This window comes from Acidovorax sp. SUPP1855 (assembly GCF_030158955.1).
Classification (GTDB): domain Bacteria; phylum Pseudomonadota; class Gammaproteobacteria; order Burkholderiales; family Burkholderiaceae_C; genus Paracidovorax.
In genome coordinates this window covers 22,702-44,891 of record NZ_BQXI01000028.1, presented here as the reverse complement: position 1 = coordinate 44,891, position 22,190 = coordinate 22,702, and the positions used below count along the sequence as shown (strand labels likewise).

The 22,190-nt window shown below is 68.4% G+C and carries 17 protein-coding genes; 5 read left to right on the top strand and 12 right to left on the bottom strand.

The window, feature by feature from the left end; all coding sequences use genetic code 11:
* Window positions 1-82: 82 nt before the first annotated feature.
* The 5 genes from AVMA1855_RS20540 to AVMA1855_RS20520 form a co-directional block, all read right to left on the bottom strand.
* Window positions 83-1,396: a TRAP transporter large permease gene (locus AVMA1855_RS20540; protein ID WP_284427132.1), complete on the bottom strand. Its 1,314-nt coding sequence runs from the start codon at window positions 1,394-1,396 to the stop codon at window positions 83-85.
* A 57-nt stretch (window positions 1,397-1,453) separates the two neighbouring features.
* Window positions 1,454-1,987, bottom strand: coding sequence for a TRAP transporter small permease (locus AVMA1855_RS20535; RefSeq protein ID WP_284427131.1), 534 nt, complete (start codon window positions 1,985-1,987; stop codon window positions 1,454-1,456).
* On the bottom strand, window positions 1,987-2,997 hold the full coding sequence (locus AVMA1855_RS20530) for a TRAP transporter substrate-binding protein (protein WP_284427130.1): 1,011 nt from the start codon (window positions 2,995-2,997) through the stop codon (window positions 1,987-1,989). Before AVMA1855_RS20530 ends, AVMA1855_RS20535 begins: the two co-directional genes overlap by 1 nt.
* Before the next feature lie 364 nt (window positions 2,998-3,361).
* Window positions 3,362-4,498, bottom strand: coding sequence for a sensor histidine kinase (locus tag AVMA1855_RS20525; protein ID WP_284427129.1), 1,137 nt, complete (start codon window positions 4,496-4,498; stop codon window positions 3,362-3,364).
* Between the two features lie 59 nt (window positions 4,499-4,557).
* A complete protein-coding gene (locus AVMA1855_RS20520; protein ID WP_284427128.1) occupies window positions 4,558-5,247 on the bottom strand; it encodes a response regulator in 690 nt (229 codons plus the stop codon).
* A 212-nt stretch (window positions 5,248-5,459) separates the two neighbouring features.
* On the opposite strand from AVMA1855_RS20520, the gene AVMA1855_RS20515 reads away from it, so the two are divergent.
* The 4 genes from AVMA1855_RS20515 (at window position 5,460) to AVMA1855_RS20500 (ending at window position 12,048) form a co-directional block, all read left to right on the top strand.
* The gene (locus AVMA1855_RS20515; protein ID WP_284427127.1) at window positions 5,460-6,977 is read left to right on the top strand and encodes an efflux transporter outer membrane subunit; all 1,518 of its coding nucleotides are present in this window, start codon (window positions 5,460-5,462) and stop codon (window positions 6,975-6,977) included.
* 25 nt (window positions 6,978-7,002) lie between these two features.
* Entirely contained in the window at window positions 7,003-7,821 is an 819-nt protein-coding gene (locus AVMA1855_RS20510) for a MipA/OmpV family protein (RefSeq protein WP_284427126.1), read from the top strand.
* Window positions 7,822-7,897: 76 nt separating this feature from the next.
* Window positions 7,898-8,959 carry an efflux RND transporter periplasmic adaptor subunit gene (locus tag AVMA1855_RS20505; RefSeq protein WP_284427125.1) on the top strand — a complete coding sequence of 354 codons (1,062 nt, stop codon included), beginning with the start codon at window positions 7,898-7,900 and terminating at the stop codon, window positions 8,957-8,959.
* Window positions 8,956-12,048 carry an efflux RND transporter permease subunit gene (locus tag AVMA1855_RS20500; protein WP_284427124.1) on the top strand — a complete coding sequence of 1,031 codons (3,093 nt, stop codon included), beginning with the start codon at window positions 8,956-8,958 and terminating at the stop codon, window positions 12,046-12,048. Before AVMA1855_RS20505 ends, AVMA1855_RS20500 begins: the two co-directional genes overlap by 4 nt.
* A 37-nt stretch (window positions 12,049-12,085) precedes the next feature.
* Here the strand turns inward: AVMA1855_RS20500 and AVMA1855_RS20495 are convergent, their stop codons facing one another.
* Genes AVMA1855_RS20495 through AVMA1855_RS20485 form a run of 3 tightly spaced genes read right to left on the bottom strand, consistent with a single transcriptional unit; the run spans window position 12,086 to window position 15,165 of the window.
* Window positions 12,086-13,870 (bottom strand): M14 family metallopeptidase, encoded by a 1,785-nt coding sequence (locus AVMA1855_RS20495; protein ID WP_284427123.1) that lies wholly within the window; start codon window positions 13,868-13,870, stop codon window positions 12,086-12,088.
* A 57-nt stretch (window positions 13,871-13,927) separates the two neighbouring features.
* Window positions 13,928-14,611 (bottom strand): hypothetical protein, encoded by a 684-nt coding sequence (locus tag AVMA1855_RS20490; protein WP_284427122.1) that lies wholly within the window; start codon window positions 14,609-14,611, stop codon window positions 13,928-13,930.
* Window positions 14,608-15,165, bottom strand: a complete 558-nt coding sequence (locus AVMA1855_RS20485) for a pesticin C-terminus-like muramidase (protein WP_284403732.1) — start codon at window positions 15,163-15,165, stop codon at window positions 14,608-14,610. The genes AVMA1855_RS20490 and AVMA1855_RS20485 overlap by 4 nt, the downstream gene beginning before the upstream one ends.
* A 210-nt stretch (window positions 15,166-15,375) precedes the next feature.
* On the opposite strand from AVMA1855_RS20485, the gene AVMA1855_RS20480 reads away from it, so the two are divergent.
* The gene (locus AVMA1855_RS20480) at window positions 15,376-19,101 is read left to right on the top strand and encodes a hydantoinase B/oxoprolinase family protein (protein WP_284427121.1); all 3,726 of its coding nucleotides are present in this window, start codon (window positions 15,376-15,378) and stop codon (window positions 19,099-19,101) included.
* 246 nt (window positions 19,102-19,347) lie between these two features.
* Here AVMA1855_RS20480 and mnhG read toward each other — a convergent pair whose 3' ends face one another.
* Genes mnhG through AVMA1855_RS20460 form a run of 4 tightly spaced genes read right to left on the bottom strand, consistent with a single transcriptional unit; the run spans window position 19,348 to window position 22,170 of the window.
* Window positions 19,348-19,719 (bottom strand): monovalent cation/H(+) antiporter subunit G, encoded by a 372-nt coding sequence (gene mnhG, locus AVMA1855_RS20475; protein WP_284427120.1) that lies wholly within the window; start codon window positions 19,717-19,719, stop codon window positions 19,348-19,350.
* The gene (locus AVMA1855_RS20470; protein ID WP_284415051.1) at window positions 19,716-20,000 is read right to left on the bottom strand and encodes a K+/H+ antiporter subunit F; all 285 of its coding nucleotides are present in this window, start codon (window positions 19,998-20,000) and stop codon (window positions 19,716-19,718) included. The genes mnhG and AVMA1855_RS20470 overlap by 4 nt, the downstream gene beginning before the upstream one ends.
* Window positions 19,997-20,491, bottom strand: coding sequence for a Na+/H+ antiporter subunit E (locus AVMA1855_RS20465; RefSeq protein WP_284401041.1), 495 nt, complete (start codon window positions 20,489-20,491; stop codon window positions 19,997-19,999). The genes AVMA1855_RS20470 and AVMA1855_RS20465 overlap by 4 nt, the downstream gene beginning before the upstream one ends.
* Window positions 20,488-22,170 carry a monovalent cation/H+ antiporter subunit D gene (locus AVMA1855_RS20460; protein ID WP_284404575.1) on the bottom strand — a complete coding sequence of 561 codons (1,683 nt, stop codon included), beginning with the start codon at window positions 22,168-22,170 and terminating at the stop codon, window positions 20,488-20,490. The genes AVMA1855_RS20465 and AVMA1855_RS20460 overlap by 4 nt, the downstream gene beginning before the upstream one ends.
* Between the last annotated feature and the right edge of the window lie 20 nt (window positions 22,171-22,190).

The following is a 22,190-nucleotide window of genomic DNA, read 5'->3' as shown; positions in this document are numbered from 1 at the left end:
GTATCGCAAAAACCCGGGGCCTCGCCGCCGAGGCGCTGTCATCCGTGGAGTGGCGGCGGCCAGCGGCCCCGGCGGCCGGCGCCTAGCCGCCGTCCTTGCCCATCACCAGGTCCGGCAGCACGGTGACGATCTGCGGGAACACCGTGATGATCGCGATGCACACCACCAGGCAAAGGAAGAACGGAATGGCCGCGCGCGCGATCGTGTTGCTGTCCTTGCCGGTCATGTTCTGCAGCACGAAGAGGTTGAAACCCACGGGCGGCGTGACCTCGGCGATCTCCACCAGCAGCACGATGAAGATGCCGAACCAGATCAGGTCGAAGCCGGCCTTCTGGATCATGGGCAGCACTACCGCACTGGTGAGCACGATCATGCTGATGCCGTCCAGCGCCGTGCCCAGCACGAGGTAGACGATCGTCAGCACGCCGATCAGTGCGAAGGGCGAGAGGTTCATCGCATTGACCCATTCGGCCAGCTCGCGCGGAATGCCGGTGAAGGCCATGGTCTTGGTCAGGAAGGCCGCGCCGGCCAGGATGAACATGATCATGCAGCTGGTGCGCGTGGTGCTCATCAGCCCTTCGGTGAAGTTCTTCCACGTGAGCGAGCGGCTCCACAGCGCCAGCCCGAGCGAGCCCGCCACGCCGTAGGCGGCGCACTCGGTGGCGGTGGCGTAGCCGGCCACCAGCACCCACACGATGAAGACGATCAGGACCGCCACCGGAATCAGGTTGCCGGACTGCCGGATCTTCTGGCGGAAGGTCGTCGGTGCATCGGCCGGCGGCACCTTGTCGGGGTTGCGCAGGCTCCACCAGCCGATGTAGCCCGAAAACAGCAGCATCAGCAGCAGGCCCGGCAGGAAGCCCGCCAGGAAGATGCGGATGATGGAGGCATCTGCCGCCACCGCATACACCACCATGGTGATGGATGGCGGAATGAGAATGCCCAGCGTGCCTGCCGTGGCGAGCGAACCCAACGCCAGGCGCTCGTCGTAGCCGCGCTTGAGCAGCTCGGGCAGGGCCACCTTGCTGATGGTGGCGCAGGTGGCGGCGGACGAGCCCGACACCGATCCGAAAATACCGCACCCCAGGATGGTGGTGTGCATCAGCCGGCCCGGCACCCGGTTGAGCCAGGGGCGCAGGCCCTCGAACATCTCTTCGCTCAGCTTGGTGCGAAAGAGGATCTCGCCCATCCAGATGAACAGCGGCAGCGCCGCCAGCTCCCAGCTGGCGTTGCTTTCCCAGAAGGCCGAGAACAGGTTTTTGCCCGGCTGCGTGTTCGTGAAGAACGCCTGTCCGACCCAGCCGCAGATCGCCAGCGTCATCGCGATCCAGACGCCGCCCGAGAGCAGCACGATCATCAGCAGCAGCAAGATGCCGCCCACCATCAGAATGTCCATGGGATTCTTCTTTCGGGCCCGGCCGGGCCGCAGCGAGGGTTCAGGTCGGGTGGAGGGTCAGATGTCGGAAGAGAAATCGCCGCGCGCATGCCGCTCCTCGATCTCGCGCACGAAGGTGGGCACGCCGCCGCGCAGCACGATGATGAATTCATCGACCACCGCGACGAACAGCTGCACCGAACCCAGCGCGAAGCTCATCTGGGGAATCCACATCGGCAGCGGCAGCAGGCCCTGGGCCACATCGTTGAATTCCCAGCTTTCGTAGGTGAAGAGGCACGCCGACCAGGCCAGGTAAGCCACTGCCACCGAGCCGATGGCCAGCGAGACGATCTCGAACTGCCGGCGCCGGGGCGGCGAGAGCTTTTCCAGCAATAGCGTGACCCGCACGAAGTCGCCGTGCTTGAACGCATGCGCCATGGCGAAGAACGCCGCGGCGGCGCAGAACCACGCCACCACGTCGTTCAGCGCCCCGGTGCGCACCCCGACCTCGCGCAGCACGCTCTGCGCGATCATCAGCACGCAGATCAGGGCCACGAACGTGGCGCCCAGGGCGCCCGCGCCCAGGTACAGGCGGTCCAGGAAGCGGCGCATCACTTGGCTGCCACGGGGGCCGGCTTGCGGTAGGCGGCGATGATGGCCTCGCCATCGGGCCCGGCCTTCTTGAGCCAGTCGGCCAGCATGATGTCGCCGACCTGGCGCAGGTCGGTCACCAGCTTCGGCGGGGGCGGGAGGATCTTCATGCCCTTGTCGGTCAGAGCCTTCTTGTACCACTCGTTCTTTTCCGCGCTGACCTTCCAGCCGCGGGCCTCGGCCGCGGCGGCGCTCTTGAGCAACTCGTACTGCGTGGGCTTGTCGAGCGCGTCGAAGGCCTTCTTGCTCACGATGACCGCGTTCTTGGGCAGCCAGGCCTGGGTGTCGTAGAAGTACTTGATGCTCTCATAGAGCTTGCTGTCGTAGCCGGTGGAGCCGGAGGTCATCATCGATTCGACCGCGCCGGTGGCCGTGGCCTGCGACAGCTCGGCCGCCTGGATGGTGACGGGCTGCGCGCCGATCAGTTCGGCGATCTTGGCCGTGGCGGGGCTGTAGGCGCGCCATTTGATGCCCCGCAGATTGGCTACCGAGGTGATTTCCCGTTTGGAGTAGATGCCCTGCGGAGGCCAGGCCACGGTGTAGAGCAACCGCAGTCCCTGCGCATTCAGCAGCTTTTCCAGCACGGGTTTCTGCGCTTCGTACAGCCGCTTGGAATCGGCATACGAGGTGGCCAGGAAAGGAATGCCGTCCACGCCGAAGATGGGGTTCTCGTTTTCGAAGTTGGGCAGCAGGATTTCACCTGCAGGGGCCTGGCCGCCCTGCACCGCGCGCTTGATCTCGTTGGCCTTGAACAGCGATGCATTGGCATGCACCGTGATCTTGAGCTTGCCGCCCGTGGCGACGTCCACGTCCTTGGCGAACTCCGCCAGGTTCTCGGTGTGGAAGTTGGTGGCGGGATAGGCCGCGGCCAGGTCCCATTTGGTCTGCGCGAACGCGGTGGGGGCACACAGTCCGCAACCCAGGGCGCCGGCGAGGGCCCATGCGGACAGAGGGAGAGCGCTACGCTTCATCGATGAACTCCACAGTGGTAGTGAGACAGGGAAACGAAAGACCGCATTCAATGTAACCGCGTGTTTGCGATCCCACCCTCAGGTGTTTACCTGAACGACCGGCTGGCTGGAGCCCCGCCCTCGAGCCATCGCAATCACCTGGCCAGCTATGCACGGAGCATGCCAAGGGCGGGCTCCTGGGAAAACGGGGCGGTTCGCAAGCAGGGGGCTGCAGTGGCCGCGCGGTGGTGCGTCCGGCATGCACCAAGGCAGGGAGGAAGGGGCTCGGCATCGGACCGGCGACCGTCACCAAAGGGCGGCAAGGGCACGGCGGCGCAGGTGGCCGCGCCGCTGTGGCGCCGCCCCCTCGGTATGAACGACGGACCTAGGACGCGCGCTGCGGCGGATGCGGGAGTCGGACCCGGGCACACAATCCGCCCCCGCTGCGGCCGACCATTTCCAGGGAGCCGCCATGGGCCTCGCAGATGGCGCAGGCAATCGACAGACCCAGCCCGCTGCCGCCCAGATGGCGGTCGCGGGAGTGCTCGGCCCGCCAGAAGCGTTCGGTCATCCGGGCCAGGGATTCGGCCTCCACGCCCGGCCCCCGGTCGCAGACCGAGAGGTGGATATCGCCGTTCGATGCCTGCACGTCGATGGACAGCTGTTGGCCGGAAGCGGCGTATCGAATGGCGTTGTCGACCAGGATGAGCAGCACCTGGCCGATCCGGTCGCGGTCGCCGGTCAGCCGGGTGCCTCGGGGGATGGACACCTGCGGTGCGAGTCCCACGGCGTTCAGCCGCTGCGAGGCCCAGGCCAGCCGCTCCTGGATCAGGTCCTCGAGGAGGAAGTCTTCATGCTCCAGCGACAGCTGGCCTGCGCGGGCCAGGGAGAGCAGGTGCAGATCGCCCACCAGCCGGTTGAGCTGCTCCAGCTGGCGATGCACCATCAGCAGTTGCGATTCGTCGCAGGGGAACACCTGGTCCAGCATGCCCTGGAGCCGGCCCATGGCGGCGTTCAGCGGCGTGCGCAATTCGTGCGCGACCATGGCACTCGATTCGCTCACCTCGCGTTCGTAGCGCTGCAGCCGGGCCGTCATGTCGTTGAAATCCACCGCCAGCCCGATGAGTTCCTGCGGAGCGTCGGTCACCACCGTCGCCCGGGCGGAGAAGTCGCCCTCGCTCACGCGGCGTGCCGCGTGAGCGACCATGGTGAACTGCCGCGACAGCGGGCGCGAAACGTAGAGGCCGCACAGGACGATCACCGGGATGGCACCGATCACCATCGCCGCAAGCAGCCACCAGTCCCGGTTGGCGATGCCTGGCAGGAAATCGACGACGTCGTAGTACTGCGCAAACAGCTGCCACAGCCGCGAGGCATTGTGGTGCGGGTCGGCACGCAGTTGCAGCATTTCCTGACGGGCTTCGGGCGGCAGCTGGCCGAGCGCCACCGCGTCCGAGATCGCGAATCGAAACCACATCGCGAGCGCGATCGCGATGACGGTCACCACCGCCAACGCACTCATGCGAAAACCCACCCACCGCCAAAGCGGGGTGTGCCGGGGGCGTGGGGAGAACAGGCCTTTCATTGGAAGCGGTAGCCCACGGCCCGCACCGTGACCAGCACCCCGGTGATGCCGCGCTGCTCCAGCTTGCGGCGCAGGTTGTGGATGTGCGCATCGACCACGCGCTCCAGCGCATCGCTCTCGGGCAGGCACGCTTCCAGCAGCTCGCTGCGGGTGAAGGCCTTGAACGGCGTGCGCAGCAACGACGCCAGCAGGTTGAATTCGGTGGGTGTCAGTTCGAGCGCCACGGGCTGGCCATCGGCGTCGCTCACGGCCGCCACGAAGGCACTGGTGTCCACCGTGAGTCGGCCATGTTTGAGCGCGCCCTCGGGCGAGCGGGCCGCACCGGTGCGGCGCATCACCGCATACACGCGCGCCACCACTTCCTTCGGGCTGTAGGGCTTGACGACGTAATCGTCCGCGCCGTAGCGCAGCGCCCCCAGCTTTTCCGGCTCGTCGCCAATGGCGCTCACCATGATGACGGGCGTATCGCCCGCACGCCGGATGGCGGAGAGCACTTCGGTGCCGCCCAGCTTGGGAAGCATCACATCCAGCAGGACCAGGTCCGGTTTCCACTGGGCATGCCAGGTGACGGCCTGCTCGCCGTCGTTCGCCACGGCCACCAGGAACCCCTCCCGTTTCAAGTAGGCCTCCAGCACGCTGGCGCTGTCGGGATCGTCCTCAACCACCAACACTCGTTTTTGATTCATGGGTTTCGTGCGCCTTCGAAGCACTTGGCAAAACGCGCCGGGCACCGGTGCCCGGCTTTGCCGTGCGAATCGTACTGCCAGCCGCCCGCCGCGCGGTCGAATGCGAGCGGCCATTTTTTTGCGCGCGTCTTGATGAAATCTTGAAGATTCCCGAAAGCAATCTTGATCCCGCCTGGGGACACTGCCCGCCGAGTTGTCACCCACCCATCGACATGATTTCATTGCCCGCACACCCCGCACACCCCGCACACCCCGCACACCCCGCACACCCCGCACACCCCGCACACCCCGCACACCCCGTCCGCAGCGGCCTCTCGCTGGCATGCGCCACCTTGGCCTTGCTGGTCGGCGGGTGCTCGTTGACCCCGCCTTTCGAGCGCCCCGTTCCCCGGGTTCCGGCGACCTTCATGGCGGACCCGGCCGGGCGCGGCATGGCTTCCGAAGCGGCGACGGCCGAACTCTCGCAAGACGAGCGCCGGTTTCTTCAAGCGTTCTCGCCTGCGCGGGACCTCGCGCCGATGGTGGCCCGCGCGCTGGCCCACAACGCGGATTTCCGCCTGGCTGCGCTGAAGGTCGAGCAGGCCCGCGCGCAATATGGGATCGAAGACTCGGCGCGCCTGCCGCAGGTCGGACTCCATGTGCAGCGCGACCGGCAACGGTTCGGCAGCGATGCGCTGCAGGCGCGGTATGGACAGGATCAGGCCTATGCCAGCGTGGGAATTTCCGATTTCGAGATCGATTTTTTCGGCAAGATGAAGGCGCTGTCCGAAGCCGCCCGGCAACGGTACCTGGCATCGGCGCACGGGCAGCAGGCGGCGCGGGGCGCCTTGATCGCCGAGGTGCTGCAGGCCTACAGCCGGAAGCTGGCGGCGGCCCAGGCAGCGGGGCAGATGGCCGCCATTGACAGCGACAGCGCCGCGCTGCTGTCCATCGCCCAACGCCAGCACGAGGTCGGCACGATCTCGGCGGACGAACTCGATGCCCAGCGCACGCAGGCCGACCGAATCCACATGCGTGCGCTGCAGGCCGCCGACGACGATGCGGCGGCCCTGCGGGCCCTGCAACTGCTCACTGGCTACAGCACCGGCCGTGCCGAGGGGGACATCGATGGCCTGCTCCCTCGGGGCGCCCCGGTGGCGGCGCTGCGCAACCTGGACTCCCAGGTGCTGCTGCAGCGGCCCGACATCCAGCAGGCCGAGGCCGAACTGCGCGCAGGCAATGCGGACATCGGCGCTGCGCGTGCGGCCTTTTTTCCGTCCATTCGCCTCAGCACGTCGGTGGGCGTGGCCAGTGACAGCCTGAGCGGCCTTTTCAATGCCGGCAGCCGCATGTGGGCCTTCACGCCGCAACTGGTGTTGCCGATCTTCGACCACGGCCGCAACAGCGCGGGCCTGCAACTGGCCGAAGTGCGCCAACGGGCCGGCATCGCCGAATACGAAAAGGCGGTCCAGTCCGCTTTCCGCGAAGTCGCCGATGCCCTGGACAGGCAGGCCACGCTGGCCGCTTCCGAAACGCATGCGCGGGACAACGCCATGCGCGAGCGCGCGCGGATTCAGCGCTTGGCGGCCCGTACCGCCCAGGGCCTGCAAAACCGCAGCACCTTGCTGTCCGAACGGGTGCGGGCGAGCCAGTCCGAACTCGACCACCTGGGCATTGCCCGCGACCTCGTGCTGAACCGGATCGCGCTGTTCAGCGCGTTCTACGGCGTTCAGCTTCCGTCTTCCCTTTGACTCGACCACACCTCGCGAACCCATCATGAAACCAACTGCTCTGCGCCTCGCTCCCTGCCTGCTGGCGTCCGTTTTCGTGGCGATGCCCCACGCCGGGCATGCCCAAACGCTCGCGGGCTGGGGCTCCCGCCTGCTCGGGGACACGACCGATTTCAGCATCGGCGCCGCTGCGAGGGTGACCCCCCGCTATCCGGGGTCCGACGACCACCGCGTGGAGATTCTTCCGGTGCTGTCTGTCCAGCGAGGCATCTTCTTTGCCGATACCAGCCGCGGCATCGGCCTGCAATGGCAGTCCGAGAGCGGTTTCTACGCATCGCAATCGGTGTTCTACGACTTCGGCCGCGTGCAGCGCAACAGTCCGTTCCGCCCGGGCTCCAGAAAGCTGGCGGGCCTGGGCGACGTGCCGGACTCGGTCACCACCCGCACCTTGCTCATGCAGCAGTTCACTCCCGATTTCTCGGTCAGCGCTGAAGCGGAATTCGCCCTGGAAAGCGGTGCGCGCCGCAACCGGTACCGCCTGGGGGCCGAATACAACCTGCTGAAAACCTCGGCCGATACCGTCTCGCTCAGTGCCGACGTCCATGCGGGCGACCTGCGATACAACCAGGCCTATTTCGGCGTCACGCCGCAGCAGGCTTCGCGCACGCGCTTCGCCGCATTCAACGCCGGCTCCGGTGTGTACGGATATGCCATCGGCGCGAGCTGGAGCCACGCCCTGGCCCCGCACTGGACCACTTCCCTGCAGGTGTCCGCCTTGCGGTATGTCGACAACGCGGAGCACAGCCCGCTGGTCGTGCGCCGCACCTCCGTCACCGGCGGTGCCGCAGTGACCTACACCTACTGACGCATCGATGAACAGGAAGGCCACTGCCGTGAAATCCGTTCCTTGTCTTTTTCTCCTCCTTTGCGGATGGGCTTCCATGCTCCTGCTGACTGGCTGCGACGGGCAGGCCGCCCCTGCCGACACGGTTCCCCGGGCCGTCAAACTGGAAACCGTGGGGGCGGCCGCATCGGTCGAAACCCGGTTCACCGCCGTGGTCCGCCAGGAGCAGCGCGCCCAACTGGGGTTCGAGGGCGGCGGCCGCATTGCCGAGGTTCGCGTGGACGTCGGCGATCGCGTGCGCAAGGACCAGCTCCTGGCCCGCCTCGATCCGCAGCCGGCGCGGCTGAAGTGGGAGCAGGCCGACGCCAGCGTCCAGGCCGCCGTGGCGGATCTGGACGAGCGCAGAAGCCAGCTGCGCCAGCAGCAGGCCCTGTTCGAGGATGGGTCCCTTTCCGCCGCGGCATTGATCACCAGCCGGACCGCGTTCGAGGCCGCCCAGTCCAAGGTGCGCGCGGCGGAATCCGACCGCGCCCTGGCCCGGCGCGCCTTGCGGCAGGCGGACATCCGCGCGCCGTTCGCGGGCACCGTGGTCGCGCGCTTGCTGCAACCGCAGTCGGATGCCGCGCCGGGTCAGGCCGTCCTGCAGCTCGATGGCGAGGGCCGTGCGCAGGTGCTGACCATGCTGCCGGCCGATGTGGGTGCCGGCCTGGCCCCGGGTGCCTCGGCGACGGCCTACCGCAGCGGGGAGGGCGACCGGCCGTTCGCACTGCGGCTTCGCAGCGTGTCGGCCCAGGTCGAAGGCGGCGCCACCGTGCAGGCGATTTTCGATTTGCCCGAACAGGAGCGGCTCCCGCGCAGCGGTGAAAACCTGATGCTGGCGCTGCCCTCCGCGCCGGCCGGTCTGACCATTCCATTGACCGCGGTGGTTCCCGCCGCGGAAAAGGACAAGGCCGCTGTCTTCGTCCACGACGCGCTGACGGGGCATGTGCAGCGCCGCGAAGTGGTGCTGGGCCCTTTGGAGGGCACCCGCTTTCCTGTGCTTCGGGGGCTGGCCCCGGGCGAGCGCATCGTCAGCAAGGGCGCTGCCTTCCTGGTCAATGGACAGGCGGTCGCTCTGTTTCGTCCTGAAACCCGCCTGGGTGCCGGTGTGCCGCGATGAACCTCACCCGTGCAGCCCTTTCCTCCAGCCGCCTGACGCTGTTCGCCGCGCTGTTCATTCTGGTCGCTGGCATCGTCGCTTTCTTGGATTTTCCCTCGCAAGAAGAGCCCTCGGTCACGGTGCGCGATGCCCTTGTCTCCGTGGCTTTCCCTGGCATGCCCAGCGAGCAGGTCGAGAACCTCCTGGCCCGTCCGACCGAGGAGCGCCTGCGCGAGATTGCCGGCATCAAGAAGATCGTCACGACGGTGCGCCCGGGCAGCGCGATCATCCAGTTGACGGCCTACGACGATGTCAAGGACCTCGGCGCCCTGTGGCAGCGGGTGCGTGCCAAGAGTCTCGAAGCCGGCACCGCCTTGCCGACGGGCGCGCTGGGCCCCTTCGTGGACGACGATTTCGGCCGCGTCTCGGTCGCCTCGATCGCCATCGTGGCCCCGGGCTTCAGCATGGGCGAGATGCGCGGCCCGCTGCGGCGAATGCGCGAGCAGCTCTATGCCTTGCCAGGGGTCGAGCGGGTGACACTGCACGGCTTGCAGGAAGAGCGCGTGTATGTCGATTTCGGCCGGGGCCGCCTTCTCCAGGCGGGCCTCACGCCGGCCGCGGTGATCGGGCAGCTGCGCGCCCAGAACATCGTGGCGCCCGGCGGGCAGATCGCAGTCTCCGGTCTGGCGATGACCGTGGCCGTCTCCGGCGAATTGCGCACCCTCGATGACCTGCGCCAGTTCCTGGTGTCGGTCCCGGCCGGCAGCGGCCCTCGGGAGGTGCCGCTGTCCCAACTGGCCCAGTTGCAGGTCATGCCCGCCGATCCACCGGAAAGCGCCGCCATCTACCAGGGGCAACCCGCGGTGGTGGTGGCGGTGTCGATGGCCCCCGGCCGGAACATTGCCGCGTTCGGGAAGGCGCTGCGCCAGAAGCTCGACGAGACCGCCACCTTGCTGCCTGCGGGCTTCGAGCAGCACATCGTGACCTTCCAGGCCGACGTGGTCGAGCGTGAAATGGACAAGATGCACCACGTCATGGGCGAGACGGTGGCCATCGTCATGGCGGTCGTCATGCTGTTCCTGGGTTGGCGCACCGGCCTGATCGTGGGCGCCATCGTGCCGCTGACCATTCTTGGCGCGCTGGTGGCGATGCGCGCGCTCGGCGTGGAACTGCAGACGGTCTCGATCGCCGCGATCATCCTCGCGCTCGGCCTGCTGGTGGACAACGGCATCGTCATCGCGGAGGACATCGAGCGCCGGCTCGGCATCGGCGAGGACCGCCGGGCCGCCTGCATTGCTGCCGGCCGCACGCTGGCACTGCCGCTGCTCACGTCGTCGCTGGTGATCGTGCTGGCGTTCTCGCCGTTCTTCCTGGGCCAGACCAGCACCAACGAATACCTGCGGTCGCTCGCGATCGTTCTGGCGACGACGCTGCTGGGCTCGTGGCTGCTCAGCCTCACCGTCACTCCCTTGCTGTGCCTGTATTTCGCGCGGGCGCATGCGGCCGACGCATCGGGGAGCGCGGCCTACGATTCCTCGTTCTACCGGGGCTATCGCCGGGCCATCGAAAGCCTGCTCGCGCACAAGCCCTGGTTCGTCGGGGCGATGCTGGCGCTGCTGGCCGGCGCCATCGCAGTCCTCGCCAGCATTCCGTACGACTTCCTGCCGAAATCGGACCGCCTGCAGTTCCAGATGCCGGTCAACCTGCAGCCCGGCAGCGATTCCCGCCAGACGCTGCGGACAGTGCAGGCGATCAGCCAGTGGTTCGCCGACAAGACGGCGAACCCGGAAGTGGTGGACAGCATCGGCTACGTCGCTGATGGCGGGCCCCGCATCGTGCTGGGCCTGGCGCCGCCGCTGCCTGCGGCGGGCATGGCCTACTTCACGGTCAGCGTTCGGGCGGGCACCGACATCGACGCGGTCATCGCCCGCACCCGCGCCCATCTTCGCGCTCAGCATCCCGAAGCGCGTGCCGAACCCAAGCGCTTTTCGATGGGATCGACCGAGGCGGGCGTGGCGATCTACCGCGTGATCGGGCCGGACGAGACCGTGCTGCGGGGCGCTGCCGAGGCGATCGCCCAGGCCCTGCGCGCTTTGCCCGGTACCGAGGATGTCTACGACGACTGGAATGCGCGGATTCCCCGCTACCAGGTGCGCGTCGACCCACTGAAGGCGCGCCGCGCCGGCGTGACCAGCGAGGGCATCGCCCAGGCGCTGCAGATGCGGTACAGCGGCACGGACGTGTCGATGGTTCGCGACGATGGCGTCAACGTGCCGATCGTGCTGCGCGGCGATGCGGGCGATCGCGCCGGGCACGGCGATCCGGGCGACACCCTGGTGTCTGCGCAGGGCGGCGGATCGCCCGTGCCGCTGGCTTCGGTGGCCACCGTCGTGAGCGGCACCGAGCCGTCCGCCATCGTGCGCCGCAACCTGAGCCGTGCCATCACCGTGACCGGACAGAACCCCGGCCTGACCGCCACCGAGATCGTCAACCGCCTTGCCGGCCCCGTGGCGGCGATCCGGTTGCCGCCCGGCTACCGCATCGAGCTGGGGGGCGAGATCGAGGACTCGCGGGAAGCCAACGGCGCCTTGCTGCAGTATTTTCCGCACGCGCTGGGCGCCATCCTGCTGTTGTTCGTCTGGCAATTCAACTCGTTTCGCAAGCTGTTCATCGTGATGGCGAGCGTGCCGTTCGTGTTGATCGGCGCAGCGCTGGCGCTGCTCGTCACGGGGTATCCCTTCGGCTTCATGGCGACGTTCGGGCTGCTGGCGCTGGCGGGCATCATCGTCAACAACGCGGTGCTGCTGCTCGAGCGCATCGAGGAAGAGCTGCGCGAGGGCCTGGAGCGCCGCGAAGCGGTGGTGGCCGCGGCCATCAAGCGGCTGCGGCCGATCGTGATGACCAAGCTCACCTGCATCGTCGGGCTGGTTCCGCTGATGCTGTTCGCCGGCCCTTTGTGGACGGGCATGGCCATCACCATGATCGGCGGCCTGGCGCTGGGCACGCTGGTGACGCTGGGGCTGATTCCCGTTCTCTACGATCTGCTCTTTTCCTTGCGCATCGGCCGCGATGGTGGCGGTTCATCGCATGGGCCGGGAGCCACTTCGTGAGGGCCGAGCGTGCGGGCTTGCCCGGCCGTCCTGCCGGTCAGCCGCGTGCGGAAAGAATGGCCAGCCAAGCGTCCACCGCGGCCAGCACGGCGGCCTTCTGCACGCCGTGCGCGAAGCGGAAGGCATCGCCCGACACCGTCTCGTCGGGGAACTCGGTGATGAGCGTGACCGGCGCACCGCGCGGGTTCTCGGACTGCGTGCAGGCCGTGCCATGGATCACCTCGAACGGCAGCGCCCCCGCATGGTGCTCATACAGCGCCATCTGGCGGGCGTTGTACTCGGGCAGGCCGGGAACGGCCTGCAGCGCCGCGGCCACCTGCTCCAGCAGCGCACGGCCTTCGGCCTGCCAGCCCGGGTGGTGGCGCAGGATCAGAAAGAACCCCTTGGGCACCGTCCACAGGCCGAAGCCACGCGGCACATAGCCGGACAGCGGCCGGGTCCACTCGTGCGCGGGGTAGCCGTGCAGGTTGATGTGCAATTGCGCGCCGGAAAGGGCCAGGGCCTGTTCGCGGGCTTCGCGCTCGTAGAGCGGCGCCGTCTCGCGGTATTCGATGTCGTCGCCCAGCGCGCTGTAGCGCGCGGCATGCTGCATGTGGTGGGCGTGGTGCGCGCCCAGTTCGCGGTGCAGCGCATAGCCGTCGGGGTTCTCCAGCGCGATGAGGGCGAAGTGCGCGCCGGGCCGCGCATGCAGCGCCTCGGCCGCGCGCAGGGCCCCCACGACGCCGGAGGTTTCGTTGGCGTGCTGGCCGCCGCTCAGCAGGATCGGGGCCTCGGTGCCGGTGCGGTACAGGCCCAGCACCTCGCGCCCCTGGCGGCTGCGCGCGGAAAAGCGCTGGCCGCCCAGCCGCGCCATCGCTTGTGCGATGCGCTCGGGCGGCGGGGCCTGGCCCATGTCGTCCAGGGCCTGTCCGGCCGTGGTGTCCGCCCAGGCGCCAGCGTCCTGTGCGGCCACGTCGAAGGCGCGCAGCGCGATGCGCAGGCGTGGCGGGCCGTCGTGTTGGCGGATGTCGGGCACGATCTGCCCGGGCTGCAGCCGGCGGTCGCCCGCCGGGCGGCCGGAGTGCTGCTGAAAGAACTCGAGCAGCGAAAAATACAGGTCTTCGTGCAGGGCCTCGTGCAGGCTCATGCATTCGTGCGGCGTGGACAGCGGCTGCTCGAAGCCCGGCAGGTCGACGCGGATGTCCAGCCGTTCGAAATAGGGCTCCTGCGCGGGCCAGGCATGCTCCCGCAGCGTGCGCATGGCGTGCGCGAAGAGGTCTTCGAAATCGGTGGATTCGGCCGCATCCTGGTTGCTGTCCGGCGCACCGGACGCGTCCACGCGCAGCCAGCCCGTGGGCGACAGCAGCGGATCCGGGCTGGTGGGGTCTTCGTGCACCCGGTTGGGTGCGAAGACCCGATCGACCGTTTCGCGGCCATCGCGAAAGCGCAGCGCCACGCCGTAGTGCAGGTCGTCGCCCCCGGGTTCGAACCGCAGGTCGCACCCGGCCAGCAGGTCGGCCAGCGGATACGCCTCCAGCAGAAAACGCCTGGGCGAGCCAGTGGCCGGCACCGGGTAGCGCACCGTGGCGGCGGCCAGCTGGGCGGTATCGACCTCTTCCAGAAAGTAGTGCACCAGGGGCTTGTAGGCACTGCGAAACCGCGCCACCACGCCCACCGCCGCAAGGCGTTGCTCGGCCGCGCGCCGTGCGACCACGCCCTCGAACAGCCAGCCTTCGATGCGGGCGCCGCGAAACACGGGTTGGCCCAAACGTTCCACCCAGGCGGACAGGGTGCGGGGAAAGGTCTGGTCCAGCAAGGGACGGTGGGGGACGAAAGAGGCCATGCGATTCGGTACCTGCGGCGCCCCGGTGACGGGGCTAAAGGAAAGGAGCGCCCATTGTCATCGGGGCGATGCCGCCGCGGTGTACAGGCCGGACGCCGCACGGGGCGGATGCACGACGATGTTGCTGTACCCGCGGTAGGTGCCGTTCTTGAGCTCGTCCGTCACCCAGACGATCCATTCGGGCGGGCGGCCCCTGCCGTGGTCGATGGTGCCCACGACCTCCAGGCGGAAGAACTGCTCCGGGGTTTCCACCTGGACGGCGGTGCCTTCGGATTGTGGCGTGCCGGGCAGCAGCGCCTGGAGCGTGTGCTTTTTGCCATCGGCGCGATTGCGCAGCGACGAGGGGAACGACCGCAGGTCCAGTTTTTCGTACAGGGTTTTGCCCTGCTTGCCGGAGGCGGCGGCCTTCTGCGCGACGAAGTGCTTGCCGGTGATCACGCGGATGCTGTCGCACAGCCGGTATTCGCTGCGGATCTCGAAGTTGCGGGTCGACTCGACCGGCTGGCTCTTCGACAGCAGGTCCGAATATTCAAGGCAGTTCTTGGCCGACGCGCCGTTGTCGAACGCGAGCGGCGTGCGCTCTGCCGTGAGCGATGCCTTGAGGTTCTGCAGCGCCGAAAGCAGTTCCGGGTTGGTGACATGCACCACGCCGACCGCGTGGTCGGCGCCAGGGTTGGCAGGTGCAGCATGCAGGGCGGCGCAAGCCATCGCGGCGCTGGCCAGGGCGATCCATCGTTTCATTTGACTTTCTCCAGCAGGGCGGCTTCCTTGCCGCGGCGGGTGGGATACACATCCCCGAAGTTCTTGAGCAGCTTGACCGCTTCGGTCCAGTCCTGTTCGGTGACGGCCTTCCAGAATTTCGGCGTGGCGGCATCCAGGTTGACGCCGTACTGGAACGACACCGACGCGATGACGGTCTGCGCTTCCGCCGGCAGGTCGATGAAGTTCTTCTTGGCGGCCGTGGCCGAATCGTATTTGAGCTTCACGCTCGCGATGTGGCTGGCCTTGGTGGCCTTGTCGATGGATTCGGCCTCGGCGGCAGTGATCGTCAGCGGGGTCTTCTCGATCAGCGTCTTGGCGTCGGCGCCCTTGGTGCCGAGGTAGGGTTTGAGCTTGGTGACCAGGCCGCTGGCCAGGCCCAGGTTCTTCAGATCGCTCTCGGAGCGCTGGCCCAGGTCGAACCCGGTCGCGATGGTCACGCCGCTCTTGCTCACGTTGGCCGCCGGCACGTAGCCGGTGGTCAGCGAGCCGCCCTCCAGGGCGCTCAGGAAGGCATAGTCGATTTGTTCTGGCATGTCTGGTGGATGAAGGGGATCGGTGGCTGCCGCACTCGTTGGAATGGGCTGGTTCGTTGAGGGGGCAAGCGGGCCGCAGCGGCGTGCCGCGGGCCGAAGATATCATCGAAAAAGGTCGGCAGATCGTGGATGATCTCCTGTCTCGCAGGTGATGCCTGCGTCAATGTTGTCCAACCATTTCATTCGTAACAGGCTGAGGAAAGCATCGACATGGCAACGCAACTGTGGCAGTTCTGGGTGGACCGTGGCGGCACCTTCACCGACGTGGTGGGCCGCCGGCCCGACGGCACCCTGGTCACTCACAAGCTGCTGTCCGAAAACCCCGGGCACTATCGCGATGCCGCGGTGGCCGGCATCCGCCACCTGCTGGGCCTGCAGCCCGGCGCGCCCGTGTCGCCCACGCAGGTGGAGTGCGTGAAGATGGGCACCACCGTGGCCACCAACGCGCTGCTGGAGCGCAAGGGAGAGCCCACGCTGCTGGTGACCACGCGGGGCTTTCGCGATGCGCTGCGCATCGCCTACCAGAACCGCCCCCGCCTGTTCGAGCGCCGCATCGTGCTGCCCGAGCTGCTGTACAGCCGCGTGATCGAGGCGCAGGAGCGCGTGGGGGCCCATGGCGAGGTCGAGCAGGCGCTGGACGAGGCCCACCTGCGCGAGCGCCTGTGGGCCGCCCACGACGCGGGCCTGCGCAGCGTGGCCATCGTGTTCATGCATGGCTACCGCTACACCGCGCACGAGCAGGCGGCGGTGCGGCTCGCGCGCGAGGCGGGCTTCACGCAGGTGAGCACCTCGCACGGCACCAGCCCACTGATGAAGTTCGTGAGCCGGGGCGACACCACGGTGGTGGATGCCTACCTGTCGCCCATCCTGCGCCGCTACGTGGAGCAGGTGGCCGCCGAGATGCCGGGCGTGCCGCTGTACTTCATTCAGTCGTCGGGCGGGCTCACCGATGCGCACCGTTTCCAGGGCAAGGACGCAATCCTCTCCGGCCCGGCCGGCGGCATCGTGGGGATGGCGCGCACGGCGGAGCTGGCCTTCGCGGGCGAGGCAGGCGGCGCAGGAGGTGCAGGAGGTGCAGGAGGTGCCGGCGGGGCCGCGGGCCCGGGGGATTCGGTGCGCGTGATCGGTTTCGACATGGGCGGCACCTCCACCGACGTGAGCCACTACGCGGGCGAGTTCGAGCGCGAGTTCGAAACCCAGGTGGCGGGCGTGCGCATGCGCGCGCCGATGATGAGCATCCACACCGTGGCCGCCGGTGGCGGCTCGCTGCTGGAATACGACGGCGCGCGCTTTCGCGTGGGCCCGCAGAGCGCGGGCGCCAACCCGGGGCCGGCCAGCTACCGCCGGGGCGGGCCGCTGGCCGTGACCGATGCCAACGTGATGGTGGGCAAGATCCAGCCCGCGCACTTTCCGCACGTGTTCGGCCACGGTGGCAACGAGCCGCTCGATGCGGGCGTGGTGCAGGCCCGCTTTGCTGACCTCGCGGCGCAGGCCGGCCGCCCCGCGCACGACGTGGCCCACGGCTTCATCCAGATCGCGGTGCAGCAGATGGCCAATGCCATCAAGAAGATCTCGGTCGCACGGGGCTACGACGTCACGCGCTACACCCTGCAGTGCTTCGGCGGCGCGGGCGGGCAGCATGCCTGCCTGGTGGCCGATGCGCTGGGCATGCAGCGCGTGTTCGTGCACCCGCTGGCCGGCGTGCTGTCGGCCTACGGCATGGGCCTGGCCGACCAGAACCTGATCCGCGAGCAGGCGGTGGAGGCGCGCCTGTCGCCCGAGGCCCTGGGCGGAATCGCCCACACGCTGGATGCGCTGGCCCAGGCGGCCCGGGCCGAGATGGCACAGCAGCAGCAAGGCGGTGCGCCGGTGTCGGTGCGCCGCCGGGTGCATGTGCGGTACGAGGGCTCGGACGCGGCGCTGGTCGTGCCCGTCGGCGAGGTGCCGGAGGTGGCGGCCATCACGGCGGGGTTCGAGGCCGCCTACCGCCAGCGCTTCGCCTTTCTCATGCGGGGCCGGGCGTTGATCGTGGAGGCGGTCTCGGTCGAGGCGGTGGTGGCCGGCGACGCGCCGGTCGAGCCGATGCAGGCCCTGCAACCGCCGCGCGAGGCGCCGCGCCGTGGCACCGTGCGCATGTACACCGTGGGCGTGGACGGCATGCCCGCGTGGCACGACGCGGCCCTGGTGGTGCGCGAGGACCTGCGCCCCGGCGATGTGATCGCCGGCTCGGCCATCATTGCCGAGAAGAACGCCACCACCGTGGTGGAGCCGGGCTGGCAGGCCGCGCTGACGGCCCTCGACCATCTGGTGATCGACCGCACCACCGCGCGCAGCGTGCGGCATGCGCTGGGCACCACGGTGGACCCGGTGCTGCTGGAGGTGTTCAACAACCTCTTCATGAACATCGCCGAACAGATGGGGCTGCAGCTGCAGAACACCGCGCACTCGGTGAACATCAAGGAGCGCCTGGATTTCAGCTGCGCACTGTTCGACGCCGAAGGCCACCTGATCGCCAACGCGCCCCACATGCCGGTGCACCTGGGCTCGATGGGCGAAAGCATCAAGGCGGTCATCCACCGCAATGCCGGGCGCATGCAGCCGGGCGACGTGTACGTGCTGAACGACCCGTACCACGGCGGCACGCACCTGCCGGACATCACCGTCATCACGCCCGTGTACCTGGCGGAAGAGGCCGAGCCCACGTTCTACGTCGGCAGCCGCGGCCACCATGCCGACGTGGGCGGCACCACCCCCGGCTCGATGCCGCCGTTTTCCACGCGCATCGAGGAAGAGGGCGTGCAGATCGACAACGTCAAGCTGGTGGAGCGCGGCGTGCTGCGCGAGGCCGAAATGGTGGCCCTGCTGCAAAGCGGCGAATACCCCAGCCGCAACCCGCAGCAGAACCTGGCCGACCTGAAGGCGCAGATCGCCGCCAACGAGAAGGGCGTGCAGGAACTGCGGCGCATGGTGCAGCAGTTCGGCCTGCCCGTGGTGCAGGCCTACATGGGCCATGTGCAGGACAACGCCGAGGAGTCGGTGCGCCGCGCCATCGCCCGCCTGGCCGCCCGGCTCCAGGACGGTGCCTTCACGCTGCCGCTGGACAACGGCGCGCAGATCCAGGTCGCGGTGCGCGTGGACGCCGCCGCCCGCAGCGCGGTGATCGACTTCACCGGCACCTCGGCGCAGCAGGCCAACAACTTCAATGCCCCCACCGCGGTGTGCATGGCCGCGGTGCTGTACGTGTTCCGCTCGCTGGTGGACGACGACATTCCGCTGAACGCCGGCTGCCTCAAGCCACTGGAGGTCATCATCCCGCCCGGCTCCATGCTCAACCCCTTGCCGCCGGCGTCCGTGGTGGCGGGCAACGTGGAGACCTCCACCTGCATCACCAACGCGCTGCTGGGCGCTTTGGGCGTGTCGGCGGGCAGCCAGTGCACGATGAACAACTTCACCTTCGGCAACGACCGCCACCAGTACTACGAGACCATCTCGGGCGGCAGCGGCGCCGGTGGGGTGTTCGGCGACGGAGGGGAATTGGTGGAGGGTTTCGACGGCACCGGTGTCGTGCAGACGCACATGACCAACTCGCGCCTGACCGATCCCGAGATCCTGGAGTTCCGCTTTCCGGTGCGGCTGGAGAGCTACGCCATCCGCGCCGATTCGGGCGGGGCGGGGCGCTGGAAGGGCGGCAATGGCGGCGTGCGCCGGGTGCGTTTTCTCGAACCCATGACGGCTGGCATCCTCTCCAACGGGCGCCGCCACGGCGCGTTCGGCATGGCGGGCGGCCAGCCGGGGCAGCCGGGCATCAACCGCGTGGTGCGTGCGGACGGCCGGGTGGAGGTGCTGGAGCACATCGGCCAGGCGCAGATGGAGCCGGGCGATGTGTTCGAGGTGCACACGCCGGGTGGCGGCGGCTTCGGCGGGGCGGGTTCTTGATTCGAGCGGAAAAGGCCGCCAGCGCAGATTCCACTAGGGCATCAATGCTATTGAATTGGTAGCGTTCGGCTGTGTCCAGCCACCGATGCCGCTCGTCCGGTACGGACCGTTCGGCATGTGGTCAAACAGGCCGTGGCGGCATATTCTTCTAGGGGATCTTGCTATAAATTTGGTAGCAAATGCGTCGAAGAAGGCGCCGAGAAGATACGCCGAGAAACACGCCGAGAAGATGCGCCGACGATCGCCTCAGGAGTCTCGGTCGGTGCTCTCGTGCAGGCGGCTCAGGCTGGGCGGCACGTTCTGGCCGGCCCGGCGCGCGCGGAACAGGGCGGCGCGCATCAGGAAGATGTTGGTCACCGGCACGGTGACCGCCACGAACAGGCCGATGAGCAGCGCGTGCAGCGCCAGCCCGGCGCCCTGGACCGAAAAGTGCAGCAGCGTGGCCAGCACGATGCACCAGCACCCGAGGGTGGCGATCACGGACGGCGCGTGAACCCGCTCGAAGTAGGTCGGCAGGCGCAGCAGCCCGAGCGACCCCAGCAGGGCGATGCCGCACCCGGCCAGCACCAGGGCCGCGATGGCGATCTCGGCCCACAGGGGCAGGGTGGTGGCGGTCATTCGATCACCTCGCCCCGGAGCAGGAACTTGGCCATCGCCGTGGAGCTGGCAAAGCCCAGCAGCGCGATCAGCAGCGCCGCCTCGAAGTAGTTCGTGCTGCCGTAGTAGATGCCCAGCACCAGCATGCACAGCATGCCGTTCAGGTACATGCAGTCCAGGGCCAGCACCCGGTCCTGCGCCGACGGGCCCTTGAGCATGCGCACCAGGGCGCAGGACATCGCCAGCACCAGCAGGAAGACGGCGACCGGCAGCGCGATGGACAGGATGGAACCGTTGGTCATGATTCGAAAATCTCCATCAGGGGGCGCTCGTAGCGCGTTTTGACGTGATCGATGGCGGCCTGCTTGTCGTCCAGCTCCAGCACGTGCAGCATCAGCACCGAACGGTCCAGCGACAGTTCGGCCCACGACGTGCCGGGGGTGATGCACACGATCATCGCCAGCACCGCCAGGGCGTTCGGGTCGCGCATCTCCAGTGGAATCTGCACGAAGCCCGGCGGGTGCGGCCGGTGGCCCGATGGCGTCGCCAGAAAGCGCAGCAGCCGCAGGTTGGACACCACGCTGTCGGCGATGACGGACGCCACCAGCCGCAGCACGGTGCCGGGCCGGCGGATGCGCACCGGCAGGGGCCGCAGGCCACGCGTGAGCACCGGGATGGCGATGGCCACGCACGCCGCCAGCACGAGCTGCCCGGCACTCACCGAGCGGTTGAGCATCAGCCACATCACGAACAGCGCCACGGACAGCAGCGGGGCCGGGAACAGGCGCTTCATGGCGTTTCCTTCGCGGGCGGCTGTGCCGGCGTGACCGGCCCGGGCACGGGCCGCGCCGACATCACCGCGCGGATGTAGCTGGACGGGGTGTGCAGCGCGTTGGCGGTGGCCTGCGTGAACCGCATCACCGCGCCGGCGTACAGCGTGAGGCCGATGCACCCGGCCAGCAGCAGCGCGATCGGCAGGCCTTCCAGCACGCGCAGCTGGGGCGGGCGGCGGTCGTGCGTGGTCCAGAAATAGCGGATGCCGGTGCGGGTGAGGGCGATCAGCGCGAACAGGCCGGTGACGATCATCAGCGCCAGCAGCACCCATCCCGGCGTGCCGGGCTGGTAGCCGGACGACGAGCCCAGGCCCAGCGGGTTGAGCAGCGCCGTCAGCATGGCGAACTTGCCCACGAAGCCCGACAGCGGTGGCAGCCCGGCGATCACCAGCGTGCACAGCAGGTAGGCCAGGCCCAGGAAGGCGGCGGCGGCGGGAATGACCCGGCCGATCAGCACAGTCTCGTCCTCGTCGAGGTTCAGGCCCGCGGCGGGCACCAGCTCGGCCGTGAGGAAGGGTGCGTCGTCGTGCCGCTCGTGCGGCGCGAGCGTGGCGCCGTCGTTGCGCCAGCGGTCGATCAGGTCGCCCAGCAGGAACATCGCGCTGATCGCCAGCGTGGAGCTGGGCAGGTAGTACAGCAGCCCGGCGGTCAGCACGTTCTGCCCGAAACCGGCCGCCGCCAGCAGCGTGCCGGACGAAAGAATGGCCGCATAGCCCGCCAGGTGCGTGAGCCGCTGCGAGCCCAGCATGCCGATGCCGCCGAAGGCCATGGTGATCATGCCGCCGCCGATCAGCCACAGGCTGCCGAACAGCGCGGAGGCGCCGGCCTCGCTGCTGAACATGAGCGTCCACAGCCGCAGGATGGTGTACACGCCCACCTTGGTCATCAGCGCGAACAGCGCGCCGGCCGGCGCGGTGGCGGCGCTGTAGGCCGGCACCAGCCAGAAGTTGAGCGGCCACATCGCGGCCTTGATGAGGAAGGCCGTCGCCAGGATGGCTGCCGCCGCGTGCAGCAGGCCCCGGTCCGCCGCCGCCACCTTGGGAATGCTCTGCGCCAGATCGGCCATGTTCAGCGTGCCGGTGATGCCGTACAGCATCGACACGCCAATGAGGAACAGCGACGAGGCCGCCAGGTTGATGGCGATGTAGTGCAGCCCGGCCTGTACCCGAGTGCGTCCGGAGCCGTGCAGCAGCAGCCCGTAGGAGGCGGCCAGCATGATCTCGAAGAACACGAACAGGTTGAACAGGTCAGCGGTGAGGAATGCGCCCGCCAGCCCCATCAGCTGGAATTGGAACAGCGGGTGGTAGTGCACCCCGGCGCGGTGCCAGCGCGCGGCCGCGAAGACGATGGAGCACAGGGCGACGGCACTGGTCAGCACCAGCATCATGGCCGAGAGCCGGTCCAGCGCCAACACGATGCCGAATGGCGCGGGCCAGTTGCCCGGCAGGTACACGCCCATGGTGGTGGGCACGGTGGCCTGGGCCGTCCACAGCAGCAGCGCCGTGGCCACCACCAGGCCGAGGAAGGTGGATGCGATGTTCAGGCCCAGCTTGAGCCGCTGGCGCTCTTCGCGCAGCAGCAGCATCAGCGCGGCGGTGAGCAGCGGCAGCACGATGGGCACCAGCATCAGGTGCGGCATCCATGCGGAAAGGGCGTGCG

Coding starts and splice junctions, on each gene's coding strand:
- AVMA1855_RS20495 (WP_284427123.1), bottom strand. CDS start 13,870: ATGGCCTCTTTCGTCCCCCACCGTCCCTTGCTGGACCAGACCTTTCCC.
- AVMA1855_RS20490 (WP_284427122.1), bottom strand. CDS start 14,611: ATGAAACGATGGATCGCCCTGGCCAGCGCCGCGATGGCTTGCGCCGCC.
- AVMA1855_RS20510 (WP_284427126.1), top strand. CDS start 7,003: ATGAAACCAACTGCTCTGCGCCTCGCTCCCTGCCTGCTGGCGTCCGTT.
- AVMA1855_RS20540 (WP_284427132.1), bottom strand. CDS start 1,396: ATGGACATTCTGATGGTGGGCGGCATCTTGCTGCTGCTGATGATCGTG.
- AVMA1855_RS20520 (WP_284427128.1), bottom strand. CDS start 5,247: ATGAATCAAAAACGAGTGTTGGTGGTTGAGGACGATCCCGACAGCGCC.
- AVMA1855_RS20500 (WP_284427124.1), top strand. CDS start 8,956: ATGAACCTCACCCGTGCAGCCCTTTCCTCCAGCCGCCTGACGCTGTTC.
- AVMA1855_RS20485 (WP_284403732.1), bottom strand. CDS start 15,165: ATGCCAGAACAAATCGACTATGCCTTCCTGAGCGCCCTGGAGGGCGGC.
- AVMA1855_RS20460 (WP_284404575.1), bottom strand. CDS start 22,170: ATGCCGCACCTGATGCTGGTGCCCATCGTGCTGCCGCTGCTCACCGCC.
- AVMA1855_RS20525 (WP_284427129.1), bottom strand. CDS start 4,498: ATGAGTGCGTTGGCGGTGGTGACCGTCATCGCGATCGCGCTCGCGATG.
- AVMA1855_RS20535 (WP_284427131.1), bottom strand. CDS start 1,987: ATGCGCCGCTTCCTGGACCGCCTGTACCTGGGCGCGGGCGCCCTGGGC.
- AVMA1855_RS20465 (WP_284401041.1), bottom strand. CDS start 20,491: ATGAAGCGCCTGTTCCCGGCCCCGCTGCTGTCCGTGGCGCTGTTCGTG.
- AVMA1855_RS20470 (WP_284415051.1), bottom strand. CDS start 20,000: ATGACCAACGGTTCCATCCTGTCCATCGCGCTGCCGGTCGCCGTCTTC.
- AVMA1855_RS20505 (WP_284427125.1), top strand. CDS start 7,898: ATGCTCCTGCTGACTGGCTGCGACGGGCAGGCCGCCCCTGCCGACACG.
- AVMA1855_RS20515 (WP_284427127.1), top strand. CDS start 5,460: ATGATTTCATTGCCCGCACACCCCGCACACCCCGCACACCCCGCACAC.
- AVMA1855_RS20480 (WP_284427121.1), top strand. CDS start 15,376: ATGGCAACGCAACTGTGGCAGTTCTGGGTGGACCGTGGCGGCACCTTC.
- mnhG (WP_284427120.1), bottom strand. CDS start 19,719: ATGACCGCCACCACCCTGCCCCTGTGGGCCGAGATCGCCATCGCGGCC.
- AVMA1855_RS20530 (WP_284427130.1), bottom strand. CDS start 2,997: ATGAAGCGTAGCGCTCTCCCTCTGTCCGCATGGGCCCTCGCCGGCGCC.